At 65.4% G+C, this 24231-nt stretch carries 32 protein-coding genes; 13 read left to right on the forward strand and 19 right to left on the reverse strand.

The genetic code is table 11. The annotated features are described in order from the left end of the window. Window positions 1–3: 3 nt before the first annotated feature. A complete protein-coding gene (locus ACTEK7_RS04550; protein ID WP_225146710.1) occupies window positions 4–489 on the reverse strand; it encodes a nuclear transport factor 2 family protein in 486 nt (161 codons plus the stop codon). Window positions 490–549: 60 nt separating this feature from the next. Here ACTEK7_RS04550 and ACTEK7_RS04555 point away from each other — a divergent pair, with 60 nt between their 5' ends. Then, on the forward strand, window positions 550–1110 hold the full coding sequence (locus ACTEK7_RS04555) for a bifunctional transcriptional activator/DNA repair enzyme AdaA (protein WP_074447944.1): 561 nt from the start codon (window positions 550–552) through the stop codon (window positions 1108–1110). On the opposite strand, the gene ACTEK7_RS04560 is transcribed toward ACTEK7_RS04555, so the two are convergent. After that, window positions 1107–1358 carry a hypothetical protein gene (locus tag ACTEK7_RS04560; RefSeq protein WP_036022848.1) on the reverse strand — a complete coding sequence of 84 codons (252 nt, stop codon included), beginning with the start codon at window positions 1356–1358 and terminating at the stop codon, window positions 1107–1109. The two genes, ACTEK7_RS04555 and ACTEK7_RS04560, sit on opposite strands and share 4 nt — an antisense overlap. Before the next feature lie 171 nt (window positions 1359–1529). Next, the gene (locus ACTEK7_RS04565) at window positions 1530–1733 is read right to left on the reverse strand and encodes a hypothetical protein (protein WP_036022847.1); all 204 of its coding nucleotides are present in this window, start codon (window positions 1731–1733) and stop codon (window positions 1530–1532) included. Window positions 1734–1974: 241 nt separating this feature from the next. Here ACTEK7_RS04565 and ACTEK7_RS04570 point away from each other — a divergent pair, with 241 nt between their 5' ends. Beyond that, entirely contained in the window at window positions 1975–3306 is a 1332-nt protein-coding gene (locus ACTEK7_RS04570; RefSeq protein WP_225146709.1) for a M15 family metallopeptidase domain-containing protein, read from the forward strand. 4 nt (window positions 3307–3310) lie between these two features. Here the strand turns inward: ACTEK7_RS04570 and pdxY are convergent, their stop codons facing one another. Then, the gene (pdxY, locus tag ACTEK7_RS04575) at window positions 3311–4126 is read right to left on the reverse strand and encodes a pyridoxal kinase (RefSeq protein WP_057029030.1); all 816 of its coding nucleotides are present in this window, start codon (window positions 4124–4126) and stop codon (window positions 3311–3313) included. A gap of 124 nt (window positions 4127–4250) precedes the next feature. Here pdxY and ACTEK7_RS04580 point away from each other — a divergent pair, with 124 nt between their 5' ends. After that, on the forward strand, window positions 4251–4595 hold the full coding sequence (locus ACTEK7_RS04580) for a DMT family transporter (protein WP_025035970.1): 345 nt from the start codon (window positions 4251–4253) through the stop codon (window positions 4593–4595). 42 nt (window positions 4596–4637) lie between these two features. Here ACTEK7_RS04580 and ACTEK7_RS04585 read toward each other — a convergent pair whose 3' ends face one another. The 3 genes from ACTEK7_RS04585 to ACTEK7_RS04595 form a co-directional block, all read right to left on the reverse strand. Further along, a complete protein-coding gene (locus ACTEK7_RS04585; protein ID WP_036000235.1) occupies window positions 4638–4844 on the reverse strand; it encodes a hypothetical protein in 207 nt (68 codons plus the stop codon). A gap of 129 nt (window positions 4845–4973) precedes the next feature. After that, a complete protein-coding gene (locus ACTEK7_RS04590; protein WP_036000293.1) occupies window positions 4974–5255 on the reverse strand; it encodes a hypothetical protein in 282 nt (93 codons plus the stop codon). Between the two features lie 236 nt (window positions 5256–5491). After that, on the reverse strand, window positions 5492–7414 hold the full coding sequence (locus ACTEK7_RS04595; RefSeq protein ID WP_225146708.1) for an FAD-binding monooxygenase: 1923 nt from the start codon (window positions 7412–7414) through the stop codon (window positions 5492–5494). Between the two features lie 101 nt (window positions 7415–7515). On the opposite strand from ACTEK7_RS04595, the gene ACTEK7_RS04600 reads away from it, so the two are divergent. Continuing rightward, on the forward strand, window positions 7516–7980 hold the full coding sequence (locus ACTEK7_RS04600; RefSeq protein ID WP_225125612.1) for a MarR family winged helix-turn-helix transcriptional regulator: 465 nt from the start codon (window positions 7516–7518) through the stop codon (window positions 7978–7980). A 118-nt stretch (window positions 7981–8098) separates the two neighbouring features. Further along, window positions 8099–8530, forward strand: a complete 432-nt coding sequence (locus ACTEK7_RS04605) for a COG4315 family predicted lipoprotein (RefSeq protein ID WP_036000243.1) — start codon at window positions 8099–8101, stop codon at window positions 8528–8530. 42 nt (window positions 8531–8572) lie between these two features. On the opposite strand, the gene ACTEK7_RS04610 is transcribed toward ACTEK7_RS04605, so the two are convergent. Then, window positions 8573–9169 (reverse strand): L,D-transpeptidase, encoded by a 597-nt coding sequence (locus ACTEK7_RS04610; protein ID WP_193760261.1) that lies wholly within the window; start codon window positions 9167–9169, stop codon window positions 8573–8575. A 343-nt stretch (window positions 9170–9512) separates the two neighbouring features. Between ACTEK7_RS04610 and ACTEK7_RS04615 the strand changes: the two genes are divergently transcribed. Then, on the forward strand, window positions 9513–10586 hold the full coding sequence (locus tag ACTEK7_RS04615; RefSeq protein ID WP_225146707.1) for a hypothetical protein: 1074 nt from the start codon (window positions 9513–9515) through the stop codon (window positions 10584–10586). A 489-nt stretch (window positions 10587–11075) separates the two neighbouring features. Next, on the forward strand, window positions 11076–11306 hold the full coding sequence (locus tag ACTEK7_RS04620; protein WP_057029028.1) for a DUF6894 family protein: 231 nt from the start codon (window positions 11076–11078) through the stop codon (window positions 11304–11306). A 1-nt stretch (window position 11307) separates the two neighbouring features. Here the strand turns inward: ACTEK7_RS04620 and ACTEK7_RS04625 are convergent, their stop codons facing one another. Next, a complete protein-coding gene (locus ACTEK7_RS04625) occupies window positions 11308–12090 on the reverse strand; it encodes an SDR family NAD(P)-dependent oxidoreductase (protein ID WP_036000254.1) in 783 nt (260 codons plus the stop codon). Between the two features lie 127 nt (window positions 12091–12217). Between ACTEK7_RS04625 and ACTEK7_RS04630 the strand changes: the two genes are divergently transcribed. Together ACTEK7_RS04630 and ACTEK7_RS04635 are read left to right on the forward strand one after the other, a co-directional pair. Then, window positions 12218–12610, forward strand: coding sequence for a hypothetical protein (locus ACTEK7_RS04630; protein ID WP_225146706.1), 393 nt, complete (start codon window positions 12218–12220; stop codon window positions 12608–12610). 107 nt (window positions 12611–12717) lie between these two features. Next, the gene (locus tag ACTEK7_RS04635; RefSeq protein ID WP_025035957.1) at window positions 12718–12966 is read left to right on the forward strand and encodes a hypothetical protein; all 249 of its coding nucleotides are present in this window, start codon (window positions 12718–12720) and stop codon (window positions 12964–12966) included. Between the two features lie 18 nt (window positions 12967–12984). Here ACTEK7_RS04635 and ACTEK7_RS04640 read toward each other — a convergent pair whose 3' ends face one another. The 8 genes from ACTEK7_RS04640 to ACTEK7_RS04675 form a co-directional block, all read right to left on the reverse strand. Continuing rightward, window positions 12985–13170, reverse strand: coding sequence for a hypothetical protein (locus ACTEK7_RS04640; RefSeq protein WP_036000257.1), 186 nt, complete (start codon window positions 13168–13170; stop codon window positions 12985–12987). Window positions 13171–13346: 176 nt separating this feature from the next. Further along, complete coding sequence (minE, locus tag ACTEK7_RS04645) at window positions 13347–13628, reverse strand: cell division topological specificity factor MinE (protein ID WP_036033781.1); 282 nt, start codon at window positions 13626–13628, stop codon at window positions 13347–13349. Then, a complete protein-coding gene (minD, locus tag ACTEK7_RS04650) occupies window positions 13625–14440 on the reverse strand; it encodes a septum site-determining protein MinD (RefSeq protein ID WP_225146705.1) in 816 nt (271 codons plus the stop codon). The genes minE and minD overlap by 4 nt, the downstream gene beginning before the upstream one ends. 21 nt (window positions 14441–14461) lie before the next feature. Beyond that, the gene (minC, locus tag ACTEK7_RS04655; RefSeq protein WP_225146704.1) at window positions 14462–15160 is read right to left on the reverse strand and encodes a septum site-determining protein MinC; all 699 of its coding nucleotides are present in this window, start codon (window positions 15158–15160) and stop codon (window positions 14462–14464) included. Between the two features lie 259 nt (window positions 15161–15419). Next, window positions 15420–16511, reverse strand: a complete 1092-nt coding sequence (locus ACTEK7_RS04660) for a TRAP transporter substrate-binding protein (protein WP_225146703.1) — start codon at window positions 16509–16511, stop codon at window positions 15420–15422. A gap of 188 nt (window positions 16512–16699) precedes the next feature. Further along, window positions 16700–17200, reverse strand: a complete 501-nt coding sequence (locus tag ACTEK7_RS04665) for an SMI1/KNR4 family protein (RefSeq protein WP_036022833.1) — start codon at window positions 17198–17200, stop codon at window positions 16700–16702. Between the two features lie 94 nt (window positions 17201–17294). Further along, window positions 17295–17552 carry a hypothetical protein gene (locus ACTEK7_RS04670; protein ID WP_036000273.1) on the reverse strand — a complete coding sequence of 86 codons (258 nt, stop codon included), beginning with the start codon at window positions 17550–17552 and terminating at the stop codon, window positions 17295–17297. Window positions 17553–17618: 66 nt separating this feature from the next. Then, the gene (locus ACTEK7_RS04675; RefSeq protein WP_036022844.1) at window positions 17619–18569 is read right to left on the reverse strand and encodes a DUF2778 domain-containing protein; all 951 of its coding nucleotides are present in this window, start codon (window positions 18567–18569) and stop codon (window positions 17619–17621) included. A 206-nt stretch (window positions 18570–18775) separates the two neighbouring features. Here ACTEK7_RS04675 and ACTEK7_RS04680 point away from each other — a divergent pair, with 206 nt between their 5' ends. Further along, window positions 18776–19216: a DUF1810 domain-containing protein gene (locus ACTEK7_RS04680; RefSeq protein ID WP_036000275.1), complete on the forward strand. Its 441-nt coding sequence runs from the start codon at window positions 18776–18778 to the stop codon at window positions 19214–19216. Between the two features lie 10 nt (window positions 19217–19226). On the opposite strand, the gene ACTEK7_RS04685 is transcribed toward ACTEK7_RS04680, so the two are convergent. Together ACTEK7_RS04685 and ACTEK7_RS04690 are read right to left on the reverse strand one after the other, a co-directional pair. Further along, a complete protein-coding gene (locus ACTEK7_RS04685) occupies window positions 19227–20003 on the reverse strand; it encodes a crotonase/enoyl-CoA hydratase family protein (protein WP_036000278.1) in 777 nt (258 codons plus the stop codon). 35 nt (window positions 20004–20038) lie between these two features. Then, window positions 20039–20521: a tautomerase family protein gene (locus ACTEK7_RS04690; protein ID WP_225125615.1), complete on the reverse strand. Its 483-nt coding sequence runs from the start codon at window positions 20519–20521 to the stop codon at window positions 20039–20041. A gap of 126 nt (window positions 20522–20647) precedes the next feature. On the opposite strand from ACTEK7_RS04690, the gene ACTEK7_RS04695 reads away from it, so the two are divergent. The 3 genes from ACTEK7_RS04695 to ACTEK7_RS04705 all read left to right on the forward strand — a co-directional run bounded on the left by ACTEK7_RS04695 (window position 20648) and on the right by ACTEK7_RS04705 (window position 24193). Then, window positions 20648–21235: a TetR/AcrR family transcriptional regulator gene (locus ACTEK7_RS04695; RefSeq protein ID WP_225140308.1), complete on the forward strand. Its 588-nt coding sequence runs from the start codon at window positions 20648–20650 to the stop codon at window positions 21233–21235. A 14-nt stretch (window positions 21236–21249) separates the two neighbouring features. Next, complete coding sequence (locus tag ACTEK7_RS04700) at window positions 21250–22026, forward strand: 2-keto-4-pentenoate hydratase (RefSeq protein WP_225146702.1); 777 nt, start codon at window positions 21250–21252, stop codon at window positions 22024–22026. Between the two features lie 85 nt (window positions 22027–22111). Beyond that, the gene (locus ACTEK7_RS04705) at window positions 22112–24193 is read left to right on the forward strand and encodes a methyl-accepting chemotaxis protein (RefSeq protein WP_036022825.1); all 2082 of its coding nucleotides are present in this window, start codon (window positions 22112–22114) and stop codon (window positions 24191–24193) included. Window positions 24194–24231 lie beyond the last annotated feature (38 nt).

The following is a 24231-nucleotide window of genomic DNA, read 5'->3' on the forward strand; positions in this document are numbered from 1 at the left end:
GTGTTACAGCCCCTCATCGAAGACCATCCGCCATCCCTTGCGCGTATCCATGTATTCCCGCACTTGCCTGATCCGGTCGCCCACCACCTCGAACACGAAGCAATACTCGTTCTCGTACGGCTTGCCGCCGGGCAGCGTGGCGCGCATCCGCTCCTCCACGATCACGACATCGCCGTCGACATACACGCCGCGGAACGTGATATCGATGCTCGAAAACAGCCTGTGCATTTCCTTGGCGATGAAGCGGGCGATCTGGTGCGCTCCCACCATGTGATCGGTATGATCGAGCGCGACGGCGGTGGCATTTCCCTTCGGCGCGATCCATTCGGCGTCGTCGGTGAAGAGTGCTGCGATGCGCTCGGGATCGCGTGACGAAAAGGTCTTCCAGGCGTTCAGTACGACGTCTCTCGGGCTGGTCACGATGGGGTCTCCGGCCGTGTTGCGATCAGAACCGCCTTCTAGGCCGCGGTGCGAGCCGCGGCTCGCCACAATCAGACTCGGTCATCCGGCAGCCCTTCCGCCGCCGACCTCATGCGCTACCATGCGATCATGCTGAGCTTTGATGTCTGCAACGCCGCGCGCCTGCGCCGCGATCCCCGCTATGACGGCCGCTTCTTCACGGCGGTGAAGACCACGGGCATCTATTGCCGGCCGGTCTGTCCGGCCAAGCAGCCGCTGGCGCGCAATGTGGTCTATTATCCGACGGCTGCGGCTGCCGAGGCCGCCGGCTTCCGGCCCTGCCTGCGCTGCCGTCCCGAGACCGCTCCTTTCTGCCCGGCCTGGAACGGCACGCGCTCCACGGTGGCCCGGGCCATGAGGCTCATCGATGACGGCGCGCTGGATGAAGGCTCGGTGGTCGATCTCGCGACGCGGCTCGGCATCTCGTCGCGTCACCTGGCGCGCCTGTTCGAGCGCCATGTCGGCGCTACGCCGCAGCAGCTCGCCAAGACACTGCGTGTCCAGCGCGCCAAGCGCCTGCTCGATGCCGGCGATGACAGCATGACCGCTATCGCATTCCAGGCCGGGTTCGGCAGCCTGCGCAGGTTCAACGCCGCCTTCGCCGAACTCTACGGCCGCTCGCCGTCAAGCCTGCGCGCGCGGCGAGCTTAGCGGCCCGCGCCAGTGATCACGTTCGCGGTCTTCACCTTGCGCGGGCTGAGCACCTTCGCCTGGTGGACCGAGGCGATTGCGCTTGGCGCTGCGACCTGCTGCTCGACATGTGCGGCACCGAGCACGTGCACCTGCAGCGGGGAAACCGGAAATCCGTTGGCCTCATAGGTCGGCAGCTCGGCGGCGAAAGCCGCGGTACCGCCCGCGATCGTCAGGAAGGCGGCGATCGACAAGGTCTTCTTGTTCATTGGTGATGCTCCGAGGTTTGAGAGTCGGAGCCTATTTAGGCGCATTTTGCTGCAGTGCGACATACACCGCCGCATTGCAACATCGCATGCAATGCATGACGTTATGCCTAATGCGTCCAGGGATTTGGGCGAATCACGCCGGCTGCGACGCGGCGCCTCCAGAGGAGCCGCTCAGCCACCAAGCACGTTGCCCCAGCCGTCAAAGAGATAGGTCTTCCAGGCCACGGTTCCATCCGCGCCGGGCCGGCTGGCGCGGCGGTAGTCCTCGGCCTGGTCGGCGGTCCAGGTGATGATCGTGTCGGAGAGACGATCGTGCAGGATGGCGGGCTCGGAGGGGTCGAAGGCGTCCATGGGACGAAGCGAGGGATGCGTCATGGCGCCTCCAACGCACCAGCCGCAACAAAGTTGCGGCAACGTCAAATGGAACCGGGCGTTGCACCTCGGCCACAGTTGCCCCGAAAAGCCCGCACTCCCCGATTTGCGCCATTGCGCCGCCACACCGTGGCCCGAACAATCGACGTGCTGCGTGCCTTTCCGTGCGACTGTTTCGTCAGACTGTTTGCATCATCACTGTTCGGGCAAGATTGTTCGAGCAGACCGTTTGGAGGCAGGGATCATGAACGATCGGCGGTCTCTTCTGGTGGCGGTGTCGTGTCCCTCGGCCGTTCTCGCCGGCTGGCTGGCATTGTCTCTCTCCGCTTATGCGCCTGCGCTCATCGAAAACAGCGCCGCCAATGCGGCCGCCATCTCGCGCGCCAAGGATCGTGCCAAGGATCATGCCAAGGATCTCGGCCGCATCGACCTCGCCGACGTGCCGCGCGCTGCGACCCTTGAGGACCGCTTCGCCTTGACCGCCGACATCGCAGCCACCGTCACTGCGCTGCCCGACCCTCCCGCGCCGGCAGAGGCAACGCCGGAAGAGCCCGCCTCCACCATCAAGCTTGCCTCGGCCGACCCGGCGCTGATCCTGCCGGTGGAAGCCGTGCCCGCGCCGCCGATCTTGCCTGAACCGGAGCCCGTCGTCAGCGAGGTTGCCCCCGCCCCTGTGGCGGAGCCCGTCAAGCTCGCATCCACCGATCCCACCGAGATCGTGACGACGGACACATTGTCGGCCGCGGCGATCGCGAGCGACCCCGTTGCGCCTGCGCGCAAGGCGTCACCGCCTGCCGACAACATCGCCGTGCTCGACGAATGCTTCGTCATGGAGGCCTGCATCGACCGCTACCTCTGGGCGCTCTATCAGCGCACCGCCAAGGAAGACACGATGAAGGTGCAGGAGCGGCGCGCAGTCACCATCAAGCGCAAGGGCAAGACCGTCACGGTGATGCGCAGCTTCACCAAGCTGGTCGATCAGGACTTCACCTGGAAGGATCCGCATGCGGCCGAGCGCGCCGGCATGTCGATGATGGACTACGTCATCGGCGGCATGGACAAGAGCTTCAAGCAGAAGCTGTTCCGCATGATGCTCGCGGCCGAAGCCGCCGGCCTGTCGCCGGGCATCACCAGCGCGTTCCGCGACGACTATCGCCAGTCGATCGCGAGCGGCCTGAAGGCCGCCTCCAACCGCTCCTATCACGGCGGCAGCACGCGCGGCGGCTACGGTCACGGCATGGCGGCAGACATCGTCAGCACGCAAGGCAGCAACAGGGCGCAGCGCTGGGTCTCGACCGAAATCCTGTGGAAGTGGGTCGATGCCAACGGCAAGGCGTACGGCATCGGCCGACCCTATCTCGGCCGCGATCCGCCCCATGTCGGCCCGATCGACGGCCAGGAATATATCTCGAAGCGCGGCACCTCCGACCGCAAGGACGTTGCCGGAGCCAAGCCGAAGAAGACACAAGGCCTTGCGAGCGCCAAGCCGCCGAAGGCCGACGTCGCGCGCGAGCAGAAGGGCCCGGCGACCAAGCCGCAGAAGTCGGCGCAATCGGCCGGCAAGCGCGCGACCTGACGGTTTACGGCTTGCGCTCTGCCGTCGGCAGCGGCACCAGCCGCATCTCGGCCGAGCCGGCGTCCTGCGTGCGCACCAGCACGGCAAAGACCGTGTCGACCGCGCGACGTACCGCCAACTCCATCGCTTCGCCCTTGGCCAGATGCGCCGCGATCAACCCGGTGAGGAGATCGCCGGTGCCGTAGGGACGGATCGGCAGGCGCGGCGTCGCAAAGCGCGACAATCGGCCATCAGTGCACAGGATCGTCTCCACCTGCCCCGCCGCCGTGTCAGCGAGGGTGCAGCCGGTGGCGACGACGTCGGTGCCTGCCCCAGCCAGCACCGCGCAGGCCGCGCTGAGGCTCTCGGCGTCGGCAATTGCGACCCCAGAGAGCAGCTCGAGCTCGAACTGGTTCGGCGTCGTCAGGTTCGCCGTCGGCAGCAGCCGGTGGCGGAGCACGTCCAGGATGCCGTCCGCGACATAGACGCGGCCGTCGTCACCGATCACGGGATCGCAGAGATAGACGAGCTTCCCATTGCGCGTGCGCGCCCGCTCGACGAAATCGGCGATGACGGCGGCATTGCCGGGCGAGCCGAGATAGCCGGTGACGACCACCGCGGCCTCGTCGACCAGGCCGCGCTCCTCGACTCCCCTCAGGAGATCGGCGACGAGCTCGGTCTCCAGCACCCGTCCGCGCAGGCTCGGATAGCGCGGATGGTTGGACAGCAGCGTCGTCGGCACCGCAGCGACGTTCACGCCCTCCGCCTGCATGGCATAGGCGGCCGCGCTGTTGCCGACATGGCCGTGGACCACCTGGCTCTGGATGGAGATGACGAGCATGAAAGAGGTCCGTAGAGTCAAACGTCAGGCGACGCAAGCGCTGCGTCCTGTCGCGGACTCGTCATTCCCGCGTGATATTTCCGGTCGCACGTCAGCCATCCGTCGGCCCGGACACAGCCTCCGCATGACTTCCGCCTTCAACGCCTATACGGCTCTCGCCCTCGCCATCGTGTTCGAGGTCACCGCGTCGGCGTTCCTGCAGCAGTCCGCGCAGTTCACCCGTCCCTGGCCGACGCTGGCGATGGTGCTGTTCTACGTCGCCTCGTTCTACGCGCTCTCGGTGGCGATTCGGGTGATCCCGTTGAGCATCGCCTATGCGATCTGGGGCGGGGTCGGCATCATCCTGACCGCCACCGTCTCCTTCGTGCTGTTCCGTCAGATCCTGGACGCCGCAGCCTTCGTCGGCATCGCGCTGATCGTATCAGGGGTGGTGATCATCAACCTGTTCTCGGAGACCACCGTGCGGTGATGCGCGCGGTGCCGACTCTGAGCAAGAGGTCGCGCCCCACCATCACGCTGCGGACAGCTGATCGAGCTCGGACGGCGCGTAGGCCTTGCCATCCTGGTCGGTGACGACCACCCGCCACCCCTCGCTTGCCCACACTTTCGCCTTCGCTACGATGAGCAACCGGCTCTCGCGGGCGAAACTGTACTTCTCGTTGTCGCGTTCTGCGACCATCTTGTAGGCCAATTCGCATCCCCTTGCGTCGCCCTGCACCCGGCCTTGTCGTGGCAGCGGGCTTTGGCGGCAATTCGCCGGGAGCGTGGCAATTTGGTGCCATCCACGAGGCCTGTGGCCGGCCCCGTGCCGTCGCAACAGAGCCGATCTCGTTGCCTCGGATCAGCGCTAGTGCACGCGGATAATATGCGGGCGGCCGAGATTGATCAGGCCCTGCACCGCCGAAAGGCGGTCATTGAGGGCTGCGATGGTGAGCAGCAGATTGTTGCGACGCTCATCGAGTAGTCCCATTTCTGCGCCCGACAGCTTGGTGCCCGCCCGCTCCTTGTGGATCTCCTCGAGGGATTCGCGCAGTCCGGCAATCAGGCCGGCCAGCTGCTTGGCCTCCTTGGTCATCGACCGCTTCGCGACATTTTGCTGACGGCGCGTCTCCGCTTGGTTCTGTCTCATCGTCATCCTCCGGTGCCCCGCTGCCCCGAGTGGATGCTTACAGCTTTGGATAGACATATTACGATCGATGAAATCTGCCCGCGAAGAACTTTCTTAAATTGTACGCGCACGGAACCGGAGGGCGCGCGCAAGCGGTAAGCCCGGCACGAGGGCCGGGCTTTCGTTGCAGCCAGTGCTAGCTCGGCTGCGCCGCATGCGGCATCGCCGGCAGCACGGCGCGCGCGGCGCTTTCGGCGTCACCTCGCCGGCAGCATGAATGCGTCGAAGAACGAGGCGAGCCCGGCAAAATAGTCGATCGGCAGCACGGTCGCGACATACTGGTCGGGCCGCACCACGACCATGCAGCCGGCCGCCCGATCGATGCCGCGCATCGTGAAAACGTCGTGGCCGCTCTTGAGATCCGGGCAGAACATCTTCTCGTAGTCGTACAAGCCGTAACGGCCTTTGCTCGGGAGCAACATCGGCGGCATTGCCTCGATGGCGAGCTCGCGATGGTCCTGCTGAAACACCGCGCGCAGATCGATCACGCTGTCGATGTCAGCTCCAACAGGCGTATATCGACGGATAGGCGACTTCCGGGATTCCGCGAGGAAATTGCACAAGGCACGAATGGCCGAGCCCGACGCTGCCGGGTTCTCATCGGGCGAGAACGCGTAGATGCGGAAGCGGCCATCGGCCCGTGCGGCATGGCCGAGATGCACCGGCTTGGCGTCCGCCAGCCGGATCACCGGCGCGGAATGGAAGCGCGTGCCGATAATGAGGCCCTGCGCGAGGTGCTGATGCGTGGCCGCGCCGGTGAGCATCGAGGGCCTGTAATGCGTTGCCGTGCCCGCGGTAAAACGACCGTGCCGGACGAAATAGTCCTGCGTTTTGGCGGCATCGGCGCCGCCGGCCTTGGCGGCGGAGGCGAGGATATCAGCCCATTCGCGATCGAAATCGATCAGCTCCTTCGCGACTGCCCGGCGCTCGTCCGAGTAGGAATGCAACAGGCTTGGCGCACACTGCCTCCGAAGCACGGCGGCGAGCTTCCAGCCGAGATTGAAGGCATCTTGCATCGACACGTTCATGCCCTGCCCGGCCTTCGGGCTGTGGGTGTGGCAGGCATCGCCGGCGATGAAGATGCGCGGCTGGCGCGTCTCGATCTCGCCCTCCGGCACGTCGTCGAACTTGTCGGTGAGGCGCTGGCCGATCTCGTAGACCGACCACCAGGCGATCTCCTTCACCTCGAGCCGATGCGGCTTCAGGACCCGCTGCGCTTTCGCAATCACGTCATCGGCGGTGATGTTGCGATTGGCAACGCGTTCGCCGACATCGAGCTTGGCGAGCTCGACATAGATGCGGACCATGTAGCCGCCTTCGCGCGGAATGATCAGCAGGCTGCCGTCCTTGGCCGACTGGATCAGCGACTTGAAGCGGATGTCCGGAAAATCGGTCACGGCCAGCACGTCCATCACGCCCCAGGCGTGGTTGGCGGAATCACCGTGCAGCTCGCGCCCGATCGACTTGCGCACCGTGCTGCGGGCGCCGTCGCAACCGACGACGTAGCGGGCCTTGATCGTCTCGACCTTGCCCTCGTTCGCGGCATCGACGCGTTCGAGGCGCACGGTCACGGCATGATGGTCGGCGCCGGCGGCCGGATCAACATTCACGTCAAGCACGCGCCGGCTGTAGTACGGCGCGAGCTTCGCCGGCGATTTGCGCATGACGTCGAGAAAGCAATCATGGACGCGCGCCTGGTTCAAGATGAGGTGCGGGAATTCCGACAGCCCGTCCTCGACGTCCTGCACCCGGCCGCTGCGGACGATCTTTTCCGGCGCCGCTTCATCCGGCTTCCAGAACGTGGTCTCGTTGACCCAACAGGCTTCCTTCAGCACACGCTCGCTGAAGCCATAGGCGTGGAACATCTCCATGGTGCGGCAGGCGATGCCGTCGGCCTGACCGACCAGCAGGCGGTCCGGCTTCTGCTCGACGATGCAGGTTCTGATGTCGGGGAATTGCGCGAGCTGGGCGGCGAGCGTCAGGCCGGCCGGCCCGCAGCCGACGATGAGGACATCGACCTCGCCAGGCACGGCGCCCGCCGCTCCCGATGCCTGAACGCGCGCGGCAGGATCGGCGATTTCAGGGTCGCCCGGCTGAAATCCATTGAGATGGAACTGCATGAGCACCTCTCCCGCCAAATTCTGTTTGGTTATTGATCAGTATGCTGACTATCAGTATACTTGTCAATGATCCGCACCGCTCTGCCCCGGAGGAGATTTCGGTGAAAGACAACAACGACATGCCCGGACATCTGGCACGCCGCTTCCAGCAGATCTCGGTCGCGGTGTTCCTGGCCGAGGTCGAGGACGCCGGCTTCGATCTCACTCCGGTGCAATACGCCGCGCTTGCAACCATCAAGGCCAATCCGGGGCTCGATCAGGTGACGCTCGCCGGATTGATCGCCTACGATCGCACCACCATCACCGGCGTGATCGATCGCCTCGTCCAGAAGGGCCTCGCGGAGCGGCGCCCCTCCAGCCGCGACCGCCGCGCGCGTGAGCTTGAGATCACCGACGAGGGCCGCCGCACGCTGCGCAAGATCACCCCGGCCGTCGAATCCGCGCAGCGCATCATGCTGCGCGGCCTCAGCGCGAAAGAGAGTGAGGAGCTGATGCGGCTGCTGCGCAAGGCGATCGCCGCCGGCAACGAGCTCAGCCGCGCGCCGCTGCGCGATGCGCAGCTCTGATCTCGGACCATGTCCGTAATTGTCGCAGCGCACGAAACCAGGAACTAACCTTCGGCTGCTAACGTCGGCCGCATTGGGGCGCTTAACGCGCGATTAACTTTGCGGGGCGGAGTTTCGGATGTTCAGGTTCCTCGTTGTGGCCGCGGCCGTCGCGCTCTCGACCGTTCAGGCGGTCGCAGGGGGCCATGGCGGCGGCGATCCTCCTCCGCCGAAGGTCGAGGCGCCAACGGCTCCCGCGAAGGTGATCCTGACCAAGCAGGGGCCCAAGCTCGTCGATCTCAACGGCATGACGCTCTACTATTATGAGCGCGACACCACGGGAAAGACGTCGAACTGCAACGGCAAGTGCATCGAGAGCTGGGTGCCGCTCGCCGCAACGGCCGACGCCAGGGCCGTCGGCGACTTCACCGTGATCAACCGCAACGACGGCAGCAAGATGTGGGCCTACCGTTATCGCCCGCTCTACACCTCGCCCGCCGACAAGGCGCCGGGCGACGCCAACGGCAACGCCACGACGCTGCAATGGCGGGTCGCCCGGCCTGAGAACTAGAGCGTGACAACGCACCTAAATTCGAACTGACCGGCGCAGACCTCAGCCGCGCCAGCGTCCACCCGCCTCGGCCTGCGCGCTCTGCCCTGGCGGCAGCACCACGACCATCGAATTGAGCTTCACCCGGTCGTAGAGATCGATGACGTCCTCGTTGCGCATCCGGATGCAGCCGGACGAGATCGCCTGACCGATATATTCGGGCTGGTTGGTGCCGTGGATGCGGTAGAGCGTGTCCTTGTTCCCGGCATAGAGATAGATGCCCCGCGCGCCCAGCGGATTGGCGGGACCGCCGGGAACGCGCGCGGGATAGGGACCGAGTCGCGCCTGGATATCCGCGGTCGGGACCCAGTCCGGCCATTCCGCCAAGCGACCGACCCGCGCGACGCCGGAGAACGCCATGGCTTCCTCGCCGACGGCAACGCCGTAGCGGATCGCCTTGCCCTCGGGCAGCACGTAATAGAGGTAGCGCGCGTCGGTATCGACCAGGATCGTGCCCGGCTGCTCCTTGCGGTGGTAATCGACGATGTGACGCAGATATTGCTGGGGCACGTTCGCCTTGGCGTAAGGCGCGTGCGCGAGCAACTGACGGTCGCGCGGCGTCATGCTCGCATCCGTCGATGGCGAAAGTGTCGTCTGCATGCAGCCGCCCAGCGGCAGCAGGGCTGCGACGAACAAAACGAGTAGAGATCTTGGCACCGCCGGCCCCCCGATAGCGGAATAACGACGCCCCCGCCGTCACCAGATATTGCCAAAATCGTGCTGAAAACAAGGCGGTGCAGGAACACATGCGCGTGTTCGGCAAATTGGGTTCCATCACCACAAAGGGCGGAAGAGTGTCGCATCATCTCCATCCCCTCGCCTTGCTTTGGTCAAACCCGGCTGGACTCGTGCGACATGGGGACCGGGTATGGCCTCCCCTCGGATCAGCCCCGCGCCAATGCGGATGCCTTAACCTCGAACACTGGGCTTCAAAGGAGCTGCGATGCTCGCGACGCTGAACGCCAAGCAAATCGTCGATGAGATCGTGAAAGACACGGTCAAGGACAACGATCCTCACGACGCGGTCCAGATCTCGCCCGAGATCGTGCGGGCCTCGCGCCCCGCCAGCGTGTCGCCTGCGCTGGCGCCAGAGATCGCGCCGCGTCCGGAGCCCAGGTTTGCCCCGGAACCCAAGTTTGCCCCGCAGCCCAAGGTCACGCCGAAGTTCAGTCTGGAGCCGGCGCGCGCGCCCGAGCCCAGCATCAACGTCGTCTACGGAAAATCCACTGCGGCACCGTCGATCGACACCGCTGTCCGCGTCACGTCCAGCGATGGTCCCGTGATGAAGAAGCGGTCCTCCGTCGGCAAGTGGCTGCGCGGAGCGTTCGTCACGTTCCTGCTTGCCGGCGCCAGCGTGGCCGCGAGCATCGCCTGGGAGAAGCACGGCGACACAGCAAAGCAGCTGCTGGCCGAATGGACGCCGGCGCTGACCTCGCTGCTCCCGACGACCTCGTTGCTGTCTGCGACACCGCAGCAAAGCGCGCCGGTCGCCGCCGCCCAGGCTGCGCCCACCGCAGCGGAAGCCGCGCCCAACCAAACGGCAGATCAAGCTGCTGCGCCGCCCGCAGCTCAGCTTGCTGCGGCTGCGCCCGCGGCACCACAGTCGGTCGACGCGGCGCAATCGGTGCAATCGATGACACGCGATCTTGCCGCCATGGCGCAGCAGATCGAGCAGCTCAAGGCCAACATCGCCGAGTTGAAGGCCGGACAGGAGCAGATGGCGCGCGAGATGGCGAGGCCTCCCGCACCGAAGCCGGTCACCGAGGCGAGGCCGCCGGTCGATCCGCGCCCACGCGCAGCCGCGCTCCCGCCGCAGCCTGCGGCGGCGCCGGTTCGCAAGCCCAAGCCGCCTGTAACGCGGACCTACACGCCGGCCTCTTCGCCCGCACCGCTCGCGCCTCCGCCGCCGCTATCGCAGGCCGCCGCCGCCACGCCGCCGGCTGCGCCGACCACGACGACGCAAGCCGTTGCTGATGACGACGGACCTATCGTGCGTCCGCCGATGCCGCTGCGCTAGAGCATGATCCGAACCCGAAGGGCCGCGTAAGCGCAAAGTGCGCAGCGGTTTTCCGAAACGATCATGCTCAAACAACAACAACCTGAAGCGCGATGACGATTCATCCTGATCGCATCGCGCTTTAGAGCAGCGACGCAGCCTTGCTGTCACGCGCTCACGCACGCTGTCCGAGTCGATGTGAAGCGTTAACTCCGGGCGATTACGGTGAGCGACGTCTCGCTCAAGAGAAAAGGCCGTCGGGATCTATGCCGGCGGCCTTCTCTTGCAGCTGCCGGTTCCCGGAGCCCGGTTCTGCTGCAATTCCATGCCTAATGATCGCGCGGGTATATTTAATAAACTCTTAACGAGCCCGCACGTTGCACATCATTTCTGCGCCATAAGCCCAGAGATTGCGCGCTCTGTTCATTCGATAGATGTCGACTCAGTGGTACCATCCGACATGTGTTGAGACTTGCACTGAAGCTCAGATCGTCACACCGGGGAATTCGGATGCCCTACTATTCTTTCGATCTCGTGGTTGGTGGTGAGTTCAAGAACCAGGGTGGAATCATCCTCGAAGACATCGAGGTTGCCTCCGATCGCGCCGACCAATTGGCTTGCGAGCTGTCGCAGGTAAAGCCCGAACTACAGCAGAAAGGTTGCGCGGTGCGCGTCACCGATCGCGATCACAACGAGGTCTATCGCACGCCGCTCGATCCGGTGCCGGCCTGGCAGCGCTAGGCTAATCCAGCACCGGCGCCTCGAACCAGTTCGTCAGCGACAATCCGCCGTCGACGACGAAGGCTGCGCCGGTGACGTAAGCGGACAGCTTGTTCGACAGCACCGTGAGCGCCATCGGTGCGAGATCCCCGGCCTCACCGAGGCGTCCGAGCGGAATGTGCCGCGCCAGCGCGGGATCGGCGACGAACCCGCCGGCTGCGATCGCGCCGGGGACCAGCGCGTTGACGCGGATGTCGTAGCGTCCGAGCGTCTTGGCCAGCTCCTTCACCAGCATCGCCATGGCGGCCTTTGCCGTCGAGTAATGCGCCAGGTTGCGCGGCGTGCCCGCATGTAGCGAGGTCAGAAACAGGAACGAGCCCGGCCGCTTCGCCGCGATCAGCCGCTTGGCGAGCCCGCGCGCCAGGTGAAAGCCGGCATCGAGATTGACGGCATGCATCTCCTGCCAGGTGTTGCGATCGACTGCGAGCAAGTGATCCGCCTCGCGCCGCGGCGGCGAGGCGCTGTGGACCAAATGCGTGACCTCGCCCAGCGCGGAATGCGCTGATGTCAGCAGCTCATCGCAGGCCTCGAGGCTGGCAAGATTGCCGACCCAGGGCACGGCGAGACCTGGCCTCTCGCTCGCGCCGATCGCGGCACGCACCCGCTCCGCGCTGACATCCGCGAACACGGTGCGGACGCCCTCGCCGACCAGGCCGAGCGCGATCGCGCGGCCGATGCCGTTGCCTGCGCCGGTGACGAGCGCGGTGTCGCGTGTGGGATCGAACGGCGTGCTGAACAGGCTCATATCGCGCTCCGATGCTGGGGAGCGCAGGTTAGCCTACTGGGCCGATCGGCGACAATTGTGTCCCGATCCCATTGCCGAGCGGCGCGCCGGACGCTAGCCTCTCGATAGAATGGAGGAGGTCCCAGGGATGCGCACCGGTTTTCTGATGACGGGCCTGTTGCTGTTGGCCGCGCCGGCCCTCGCGGGCGATGCGCCGCCGCGATCGACCTATGTGACGATGGTCTTGCAGGCCTTCGCCGCCAAGGTCGAGTGCCCCGACACCGATCTCGCCTATCAGGACCTCGTGCAGAGGGCGCAGCAGATGCACCTGCCCGACGGCACCACCGAGAAGGTGCGCAAGGCGATCGCCTGGCTGCATACCGGCGGCAAGATGGGCGAGAAGCAGGACGATGACCTGATGGCGGAGGTCGCGATCGCGACCCAGGCGACCGACATGGACCAGCGCCGCCTCGGCATGTCCGGCTGGTGCGAAGCCCAGAAGACCAATCTCGCCGGCCTGATCCGCAGCAAAGGCGGCTAACGCGCCGCCCCGTTAAGCACGCCGCGACGGAACCTCTGCCGCGGCCCAAAATCGTCATAATTTTTCACAGCATGCGGCCTCTTTCCGAATTCGAACAGGAGGTCCTCATGCGGAGTATCCATTTCGTTTTCGCCGGCGCGATTGCAGCCGCCGCGGTGCTGACTGCGCCCGCACTGGCGAGAAATTCCGACGCCCAGAAGGGCGGGGAAAAGTCCACCTCGCCGTCCTGCAGTGCCTATCAGCAGGCGCCGGACGGCTCGTGGGAACCCCTGCCCTGCAAGGAATCGGGCGAGCGCGCGCAGCCGCAGACACAGAACCGCAATTCGTCCCAAGGCGCCGATCGCGGCGAGCGTTGAAACTGGCGCGTTCGAGTGTCAGCTCTGATGCGGGCCGCGCATGATCTTCATGGCGTCCACGATGTGACGCCATTCCCTGGCCTCATCGGCCTCGCCGCGGCCCTCGCAGGCCTGAGCCTGCTCAGCGGCCTTCGCGATCGCAGCAAAGCCGTGCTGTTCGAGCATCTGCCGGGCAAGTGTATGGACCTGGACCTCGGACATCATGGGCGCTCTCCCGTCTGACCAGCCGCGGTGCAACGCTGCCGCGGGTGGTTCACAACGGTCGAGGCGCGGGGCGCGTTCCGTCCAATCGATGTGAGCGGCAAGACAAAGGCGGCCCGCCATGCCCGGCGGACCGCCTTCTCACCCACCCCAAAACGGGAGTCTGCGGGCCGCGTCCCCTACGCGACCGCCACCTTCTTGCCCTCGAAATCGTTGGGCACCTCGATGTCGACCTCGAGGGTCGAGACCTCGTCGCCGCGTTCGAGCCGGACGATGACCTTGGTCGGGTCCAGCGTCACATGTTTGGACACGACCGCGAGAATTTCCTCGCGCAGCACACCGAGCAGATCGGGCTGGCCGCGCATTCCACGTTCATGGGCAAGCAGGATCTGCAGCCGTTCGCGCGCGACGGGTGCTGTGGCCTTCTTGCCGCGGAGGAGTCGAAGCAGACCCATGCTCATGCAGCCCTCCGTCGCAGCAGCCGGTCCATAAATCCTCTGCGCTCGGCAGGAACGTGCATTGTCACGTTCTCGCCACAGAGGCGCTTAGCGGCGTCCATATAGGCTCGTGCCGGCGCTCCATCGGCATTCGACAGAGTCACAGGCGTGCCGACGTTGGAGGCCTTCAACACGTCCTGGCTCTCGGGGATGATGCCGAGCAAGGGCGTGGCAAGGATCTCCAGGATGTCGGCGATGGTCAGCATCTCGCCGCGCGCGGCGCGGGAGGGATCGTAGCGGGTGATGAGAATATGCTTCTCGACGCGCTCGCCCTTCTCGGCCCGCACCGTCTTGGAATCGAGCATGCCGATGATGCGGTCGGAATCGCGCACGGAGGAGACTTCCGGATTGGTGACGATCACGGCCTCGTCGGCAAAGCGCATCGCCATGGAAGCGCCGCGCTCGATGCCGGCCGGGCTGTCGCAGATCACCCAGTCGAACCGGCTGCGCAACTCGGCAATGACCTTGCCGACGCCCTCCTCCGTCAGCGCGTCCTTGTCGCGGGTTTGGGACGCCGGCAGCAGCCACAAATTCTCCAGCCGCTTGTCCTTGATCAGCGCCTGCGGGAGTTTGGCGACGCCCTGCACCACGTTGATGAGATCGAACACGACGCGGCGTTCGGCGCCCATCACGAGGTCGAGGTTGCGCAGGCCGACGTCGAAATCGACGACGACCACCTTGTCGCCGCGCTGTGCGAGCGCTGCTCCCAGCGCGGCGGTGGTCGTGGTCTTGCCGACCCCGCCCTTGCCTGATGTCACGACCAGTACCTTACTCATCTGAAATGTCTCCTTTGCTGGTCAGTTCAGTGCTGTAATTCGCATGGTATTCCCCTGCAGCCAGGCCTGCGCCGGCTTGCCGCGCAGGGCCTCGTCGATGTCCTCGGCGGTCTGATAAAATCCGTCGATTGCAAGCAGTTCGGCTTCGATCTTCTGGCAATAGATGCGCGCGCTGGTGTGTCCATTGACGCCCGCCATGGCGCGGCCGCGCAGCGCGCCGTAGACGTGGATGGAGCCGCCGGCGACGACCTCGGCGCCCGAGCCGACCGAGCCGAGAATGGTGACGTCGCCTTCCGGGAAGATCACGGTTTGGCCAGAGCGCACAGGGTGTTCCAGCAGCAACGAGGTCGGCTTGGCCTCGGCCTTCGCGTCGGCCTTCTTCGGCGCGCTCGGCTCGACCACGCAGCTGCGTCCGCCCGACAGCAGCGGCGGCATCATCGGCGTCAGCCTTCCCTCCTCCACACCCTCGATGCCGAGCACGCGGATGTTGCGGTCCTGCAGGCTGGTGAGCAGATGGCCGATGCCGGCCTGGCTGAGATCGACCGAAGACAGGTCGATCACCACCGGCCGGCCGGCGAAAAAGCCGGGCGAGCGCGCAATCGTGGCGTCGATCTCGTGCAGCCAGTCCTGGACCGGAACCGTCGGCGTGAACACGAAAGCCACATAGGAGCGCCCGCGCAGGCGCACCATCTGACGTTGGACCTTTGCTGCAGCCTCCATGGCGGCCGACTCGTTCCCTGTTATTGAATGGTTAACGATGCGGCCGATATGGTTAATGGCTGGTTAATGTCTCCGTGCAGTTACGTGAGTGGATGCGCGGTCCCGTAGCCAGGATGGAGCCAACGGTCGGCGCGAAAGCGCCGCCCGTTTGTGCAATCCGGGTCTCGCGCATCACCCGGCACTCTCCCGGATTGCGCTGCGCTCCATCCGGGCTACGAAGCTGGGCGCGGCGTAAACACCGCGCCCTCGCCTCTTCCGCTCAGCTCTTGTTGCGCGTCTTGCTGAGCAGATAGTTGTCGTAGAAATTCTCCGCGATCTGCGTATAGAACAGCACCTCCTTCATATACGCGTCGTGGCTCTCCTTGGTGCGCCTGAACAGATCGCTCTTGGCGGCGAGCTCGTTCAGGTGCTCCTGGGTCGCATTGTAGCAGGCCTCCAGCACCGGCTGCGGGAACGCCTTCAGCTCGGTGCCGTTCGCAATCAGCCGCTTTAGCGCACCGGGGTTCACGCTGTCGTATTTCTCGAGCATCCACGCACCGGCCGCCGCGCCCGCCTGGTTGACGATCGCCTGATATTGCTTAGGCAGCGAATTCCATTTCTCGTCGTTGACGATCATGTGCAACATGGCACCGCCTTCCCACCAGCCGGGGAAGTAGTAGTATTTGGCGACCTTGTAGAAGCCGAGCTTCTCGTCGTCATAAGGACCGACGAATTCGACCGCGTCGATCGTGCCCTTCTCCAGCGCCGGATAGATATCGCCTCCCGCGATCTGCTGCGGGACGACCCCGAGCTTTGCCAGCACATGGCCACCCATGCCGGCGATGCGGAATTTCAGGCCCTTGAGGTCGTCGACGGACTTGATCTCCTTGCGGAACCAGCCGCCCATCTGGGTGCCGGAATTGCCGCAGAGGATGGCGTGCGCCTTGAAGGGTTTGAGCGCTTCGTTGGTGAGGTCGGCGCCGCCCCCGAAGTGCCACCATGATTCCTGATGCCGATGGTTCATGCCGAAGGGCGCGCCGGTGGCATAGGCCAGCGCCGGCTCCTTGCCGATGTAAAAATAGAGCGGCGTCTGCGCCATCTCCACCGATGCGGTGCTGACCGCATCGAGCGCCTGCAGGCCGGGCACGAGCTCGCCCGCCGAGAAGGTCTGGATCTGGAATTTGTTGTCGGTGGCCTCGGCGACATATTTCGCGAAGGTCTGCGCCGTGCCGTAGATGGTGTCGAGCGATCTCGGGAAGCTCGACGTCAGGCGCCATTTGATCTCGGGCATGCTCTGCGCGATCGCAGGGGCCGCAACCAGCGTGGTCGCGCCGGCGACCGCACCACCTTGGAGGAATGTACGGCGTTTCATGATGGAGTCTCTCCCTTGAACTCAGCGTCGAATGGATGGCCTGGGCCACGGTTTCTTGGCGAACCGTTTGCCCGTTCCGGGAGCGGAGTTCAAGCGACGGAAAAGAAAGGTCGGGCCTGCACCCGATACCGTGGACCAGCTGGACCCAGCATGTCGCGGCGGACCCGCCCGCTCCGCCCGGCCTCGCCTCAGGCGGCCGCTGCTTCCTCGTACAGGCCGGCGATGAAATCGCTGAACGTCGGTGCTAGCGGCAGGACATAGCCCCATTGATCGGACATCGCCTGCGCCAGTGTCCAGGGCTTTTCGTATTCGGCCATCTCGTGGTCCATAAACCAGATCTCGCCGAAATGGGCCTTGTCGATCGTCATGCAGATCGGATTGCCGCCGTGGTCGCTCATGATCCACAACAGCTCATCGACGGTCGGCCATTGCGGCGTCTGGCGCGTCTGCACCAGCGAGCACTCGTCGGACCGCAATCCCAGGACCTCCTGCACCGAACCCGCCCAGTCCCCATGCGGCCAGTTGAAGTCGGCGCCCCCCTGATGATAGCCGCCGGCGCAGGCCAGCAGGAAGCGGCGATAGTCGTCCGGCAAGCGACAGCCGATGGACGTCTCGAAGGCGGTGAGCGCGGCTTCGGTTGGTTGCTCCGCGCCAACGTCGATGCCTGCAATGAATTCTGCCAATTTCATATTCCCTCTCCCTGGCGCGGACGCGCAAGCCTTCGTCGCACCCGCCTTGCAGTGGGTTCGAGGGCAACGGATCAGGCCAGAGGGAGAGATTCTCTCAGAGCAGCTTGGCGCTGACGAACAGCGCGCGCACGGCGTTGGTTGCCTGCACCGCCAGCATGGCGTTACCGGCGGCGCCTTCCAGGGCCGCGACGGCGTCCTCGTGCAGCGAGCGAAATTCCATCCACTCGACCGATTTGAAGTTGGTCAGGAATTGATAGGCCTGACCGACGGTCGCGATCGCCAGCGTGTCGCCGTTCAGCTTGATCTTGAACGTCGTGCGCAGCGGGGTCTCGGAATTGGATGGATCGCTCATGGGCTGCTTCTGGACGAGGACGGCTTAACGAAGGGGAAACGGCAGCCCCGCCGTCGCAGGCGAATATCAGGAATCGGTGCTCGCGCGCTGCGAGGCGGTCGCCGCGCCGCGCAGACTCGGCACCACGACCAGGCGGTTGAACTCGCCATTGTCGTAGGCCTTGATGAACCGATCATAGTCCTTGATCGAGACGCAGCCGTTGGAATCGCCGCGCGGCCCGAGCAGGTAATTGTGCGTGAGCAGCCCGACGCGGCCCAGCGCGCTGGTGCCTTCGACCGGGGTCATGCGCAGCGCACGGACGCCGTGGAACGGCTTTTCGCGCGGCTTCAGATCGTAGATCGCCGGCGGCGTCGCGCCGACCATCCGCCGGTCGACATGGTCAGGATTGTCCATCAGGGCGCCCAGGCCGGAATGAGCTTCCAGCGCCACGCCGCTCGGCAGATAGACCGCCTTGGCCGAGATGTCATAGACCGCGGTGCGCGAATCGTAGCCGAGCGCGGCGAGGTCCGGCCCCCTGCCGAGCAGGCCGTCGCCGGGCGTCAGCGAGGCGAGCTTGATCTTGTCGGTGAATTTTTCGAAGAAATTGCGGTTGTCGACCCTGAGATTGGTGTCCGCGTAGGCCTGGCTGGAGGCGATCTGAGCGGAGAAGTCCGCCTGGACCGGACGCGCGCGCGGCATGGGGATGGCATCGGCGCGCTGCGAGCGCCTCGCCTCCTCGGTCATGTACCGGTCGTCCTCGGTCAGGATCGAGCGCCAGTCGTCGCCCTGGAGCTTCTGAGCCAGCATCGCCTTGGCGTCGCGCAGCCTGAGCTGGGCCGCATTCACCGCGGAGCGCTCCAGCACCCGCAGACCAAGCTCGCGCGGCGACGGGCCAGCCGAGGCCGAAGCGAAACGGTCCTCGAAAGAGGGGGCATTGGCCGGCGGCAACGCCGCGGAGACCAGCGGGGTCGAATCGCTGATATCGGCGACCCACGCGGCGGCGCCGAGCGCCAGCGCCATCGCGGCCACAGACAGCAGAATCGTTTCAGCCCGCCCGACACGGCGGCGCGACAACAGCCTCTCGGCGTGTGCTGCGTCGGAAACCATCAGATCCCCAAATCGACCCCCGGGGGCTTACCCACCCCCACCCGGAGAGACTCTATACCAGCTACCACATTGGGAGCCAAAAGTTAGGCATAATCGGGGCCGCCAAGGCCCTCCAAAGGTATCCCCTAAGGTATCCAATGACCGATCCGTTCGATCTCGATCGCTTTGTCCAGGCCCAAGACCCGGTCTATGGCGACATCTTGGGCGAGCTGACTAGGGGCCGGAAGCAGACTCACTGGATGTGGTTCATCTTCCCCCAGGTCGCAGGTCTCGGCGCCAGCGCCATGTCGCAGCGATATGCCATCGGCTCCCGCGCGGAGGCCGAGGCCTATCTCGTCCACCCTATCCTGGGCGGCCGGCTGATCGAATGCACCAGGCTGGTGCTCGCGGTCGAGGGCCGGACCATCAACGCGATCCTCGGCGCGCCGGATGACGCCAAATTCCGCTCGTCGATGACGCTGTTCGGCGCGGTCTCCGACGAGCCCGTCTTCGATCAGGCGCTCGCCCGATATTTCGCAGGCGAACGCGATGGCGCTACGCTGGATATCCTTGAAAGGCTCGATCAGGCCCGGCATTAGCAGGCGCCGATCAACGTCCCTGGAAGACGGCCGCGCGACGCTCGATGAAGGATTGGATGCCCTCCTTGGCGTCGGCACTGCCGAGCACACGATCGCGAATTTTCGGGATGTAGGCAATCGCAGCCGCTTCGCCAGCTTCGACATAGTTCGCCGCCGCTTCCTTGGTCACCTGGATGCCGAGTGGCGCATTGCGCGCGATCATGGCGGCGAGCGTCATCGCCCGCTCGATCTGCTCGCCTGCAGGCACGACCTCCTGGACGAGACCGATCGCATGCGCGCGCTGCGCCGAAAACTCGTCGCAGAGGAACAGATGATACATCGCATCGCCCCAGCCGGCCCGCGATAGGAAGCGGAAATGCGCGCCGCCCAGTGGTGCGATGCCGCGCCTCGCCTCCATTTGGCAGAAACGTGCATCGTCGGCCGCAACCACGATGTCACCGGCGAGCATCAGCTCGATGCCGATGGTGTAGACGATACCCTGCACTGCCGTCACGATCGGCTTGCGGCAGCGCTTGTTGAGCCCGAACGGGTCGACATTGCCGTCCTTGGTGTTGCGCTTCTCCGCGGTGGGACCGAAGAATTTGGGCATATCGAGACCTGCAGTGAAATCCCCGCCCTCGGCGCAGACCACGCCGACGCGATAGGCCTCGTTGTGGTGCAATTCGGTGAGTGCATCGGACAATTGCTCCATCATCGCAGGCGTGAACGCGTTCTTCTTCGCGGCGTTGGCGATGATGATTTTGAGGACGTGGCCGTGCACCTCGGTGCCGATCTGACCTTCGCTCATGTGCTCGTCTCCCGATTGTTGGTGTTGGCAGCAAGTCAGGCCGGCTGCTGAAGCGCCGCGCGGATCGCCTCGATCCGGGCCGGCGTGAACACGCCGGAATCCAGCAGCTGAAGGATCGAGAGCACCCCGCCGCGCGATCCCCAGCTTCCCTCATCGATGATCTCGAAATTGACCCACCAGGTCGGCGACGGCGCCGGCATGCCGCAGGCCTCCGCAAGTCGCGCCAGCACGTTGCGGATCACCTCGGCGCGCACCTCCGCCGGCCAGGCCGCGTTCATGACGGCGATGTTGACGGTGATGATGTCGCGCGGCTTGTCCTGGTCGCACAGCAACCGGCCGCCGATGGCCATGCTGTCGGGCGGCAGGTCGTGGAAATGCACCTGGAACCCCATTCGGGCCGCCGGCGCCTTCTGGCCGACTTCGGGCTCGAGCACGGCGTCGGTTAGGCTTTCCGCAAGCTGCCGGCGCTGCGGCAGGCCGAGCCGTCCGGCCGGTGCGGTGACGGTAATGATGGTCAAATCGGCACCTCTCCAGGAATATGACACTCGTCATATCTCAGCACGGCTTGCCTATGTCAAGTGTCATAGTCTAGATGGAGATGGCCAATTGCAGGATTCCCGATGACTGCCACCACACGCGACAGGATGATCGCCGGCGCCGCCGACCTGATGAGCCGCCGCGGCGTCAACGCCACCAGCATGCGCGACGTGGTCCGCCACACAGCGACGCCGCGCGGCTCGATCAGCCACCACTTCCCCGACGGCAAGCCGCAATTGATCGCCGAAGCCGTGACCTTCGCCGGCCGGCAGGTATCCATTCCTCTGGAGAAAGCCATGAACGAACGCGGCGTGATCGGCGGCCTCAAGGCTTTTGTCGCATCATGGCGCCGCCAGTTGGAGGCAACCGGCTTCGAGGCCGGCTGCCCTGTGCTCGCCGTGGCGGTCGATCGCTATGTCGGTGAGCCCAGTGACAAGGACGACGCGGCCGCGCAGCAGCACCTGCTCGATCTCGCCGAAGGCGTGTTCGCCGATTGGCGGCGGATCATGCTGGCAGCCTTGTTGCGCGAAGGACTGGCTGCCGAGCGCGCCGAGCGGCTTGCAACGCTCGTCGTCGCCTCGATCGAAGGCACGGTCGCGATGTGTCGCGCCAGCCGCAGCGCCGACGCGCTCGATCAGGTTCAGGAGGAACTGGAGATCGTCCTCGCAACCGCCCTCGCCTGCACAAAAAAATAGATTGGAGACGCGCAATGGACTTATCCCGGCAACGCGAACTCGCCCGTCAGCTCGCCGATTTGCGTCGCGAGGGCCGGCAACAGAGCGGCCTCGACGAACGGCTGGTCCCACCGGATGCGGACACGGCGTACCAAGTCGCGCAGATGGTGGAAGAAGAACTCGGCTGGGATGTTGTCGGCTGGAAGATCGCGGGCATGAAGTCCGGGCTTCAGCGTCAGCTTCGCATCTCCGCGCCGATCTATGGGCGGGTGTTCGCGCCCCTGATCAAGAGTTCGCCCGCCAGCGTCGAGCATGCCAGACAATGCAGCCCGATCCCTGAAGTCGAGTTCCAGGCGCGTCTCGGCGCCGATCTGCCGCCGCGCGCGAAGCCCTATACGGTGGACGAGGTCGGCGACGCCGTGGTCTCGTTGCATCCCGGCATCGAGCTCGCCGAGTGCCGCTTCATTCACGATGCGGCGTTTCCGCCGATCCCGGCGATCATGGCCGACGGCTCCGGATCAGGAACGATCGTGCTCGGAGAGCCCATCGCCGACTGGCGTAGCCGCGACGTCGCCACTCAAGATGTCGTCCTGAATTGCAACGGCATCGAGAGACGCCGCGGCTCCGCTGCAGAGGCGATTGACCATCCGCTGGTGCCGCTGGCCTGGCTTGCCAACGAGCTGTCGCGGACCGGCATCGGTCTCAAGGCCGGCCAGACGATCAGCACGGGTACGCTTACCGGTATGCTCCGGCCCAAGGCTGGCGAGACCTACGTTGGTCCGCTGGGATCGGTCAGCGCGACCTACAGCTGAGCCAGCCAGGGAGCGTAAACCGCAGATTAACATGGCCGCCCTATCGTCCGGGCAAAATACTTCTCCGTTATTTGCCGGACAGATCATGAAAATCGGTACGCTCCTGACCAGCGCCATCGTCTCGCTCTCGACCGTCGGCGGCGGTCTCGCCGTCTACGTCGCCGCGACGAAGTACCAGACCATGGAACGGATCACTGAAGCGCAGGGGCGGCTCGCAATCGTCCGTGCGGTCAGCGACATCCCGCGCTATCTCAATCCGGAGCGCGGCTTTTCCACCAACATCCTTTACGGACCCGCGGCCATCGACCCTGCGCTGCTGGCCGAGCAGGACAAGCTGCGCAAGCAGACCGACCGCGCCCGCGACAAGATGAATGCACTGCGCAAGGAGCTGCCCGGCCCGTTCGACGACGGCACCACGATCGGCAGCAACATCGACGGCATCAACGCGAAGTTCACCGCGTTGCGCGAGGCCATCGACAAGGCGCTGGCGGGTCCCGCCGAGGCGCGCAAAGACGCGGCCAAGAAGATCGTCGCCGACAATGCCGTGCTCAACGGCGGCGTGACTGCGCTGCTCAACGAGCAGGTCCGCCGCATGGCGATCCTGAACGGTGACGCCTACCGGCAGGCCAGCTACGCCAATGTCGCGATGACGCTGCGCGACGTCGGCGGCTTCAATTCCAGCCTGCACAAGAACCTCCTCGGCGGAAAGAAGCCGGCGACCGACGCCGAGAAGGCCGACATTGCCCGCTCGCAGGGCCGCAACGATCAGATCGTGATGTCGCTGCAGGAATTGCGCGGCAATCCAACAACGCCGGCGAACGTCGCGGAGGCCCTGGAGAAGTTCAACGCGATCTATGTCGAGGAGTTCGGCCGCGAGCTCAAGCTGGTGAAGGACGGCGCGATCACCGGCAAGTACGAACACGACATGGACACCTATTACGCCGCCACGCAGCGCGGCCTCGGCACCATCATCGGCGTCCGCGACGCCTTCTACGACAACGCCGAGCAGATTCTCGCCGGCGCTTCGTCGGCCGCGCACACCAGCTTCACGATCGCGCTCGTCGGCCTTGTCGCCGTGCTGATCGCCAGCGCCGGCCTCATCGTGACGGTTCGCCGCCGCGTCTGCGCGCCGATCGTCGGCCTGACGACGCGCATGTCGCGGCTCGCCGACGGCGAGGTTGCGGAGAGCATTCCGGGCGCCGAGCGCTCCGACGAGATCGGCGCGATGGCCGCGGCCGTTCAGGTGTTCAAGGACAACATGATCCGCGCCGATCGGCTCGCGGCCGAGAAGCAGGCCGAGAACGACGGCAAGATGCGCCGCGCCCAGGCGCTCGACGATCTCACCCGCGCCTTCGAGGCCAAGGTGACCGAGCTGGTCGGCGGCCTGTCGCGGGCCTCTGCTGCAATGGAAAGCACCGCACAGTCGATGACCTCGACGGCGGCGCAGACCAACAGCCAGGCCGCCGTGGTCGCCGCCGCCTCCGAACAGACCTCAACCAACGTGCAGACGGTCGCGAGCGCCACCGAAGAGCTGACCTCCTCGATCGCGGAGATCGGGCGTCAGGTCGCCCAAAGCACCGAGATCGCGGCCCGTGCCGTCGACAATGCCCGCCGCACCGGCGACACCGCGCGGACGCTCGCCGAGGGCGCCCAGAAGATCGGCGACGTCGTGACGCTGATCCAGAGCATCGCCGAACAGACCAACCTGCTTGCGCTAAATGCGACCATCGAAGCCGCCCGCGCCGGCGAGGCCGGCCGCGGCTTTGCCGTGGTCGCCTCCGAAGTGAAGTCGCTGGCCGGGCAGACCGCCAAGGCCACGACCGAGATCTCCGAGCAGATCACCGCGATCCAGACCGCGAGCGACGAGACGGTGGCGGCAATCCGCAACGTCGCCGACGTCATCGCCGAGATCGACCAGATCGGCACCGCCATCGCCGCGGCGATCGAGGAACAGGGCTCGGCGACCAAGGAGATCGCCCGCAGCGTTCAGGAGGCTGCCCGCGGCACCCAGGAGGTCAACAGCAACATCTCCGGCGTGCAGCGCGCCGCCGACGACACCGGCGCCGCGGCAAGAGAGGTGCTGGGCGCGGCCGAGCAGCTCTCGACCCAGTCGCGCGATCTCGCCGGCCAGTTCGAGCGCTTCCTCGGTGAGGTCCGGGCGGCGTAGCACGCGAAGTCGTAGCCCGGATGGAGCGCAGCGCAATC

The organism is Bradyrhizobium sp. JHI2711, from assembly GCF_056156565.1.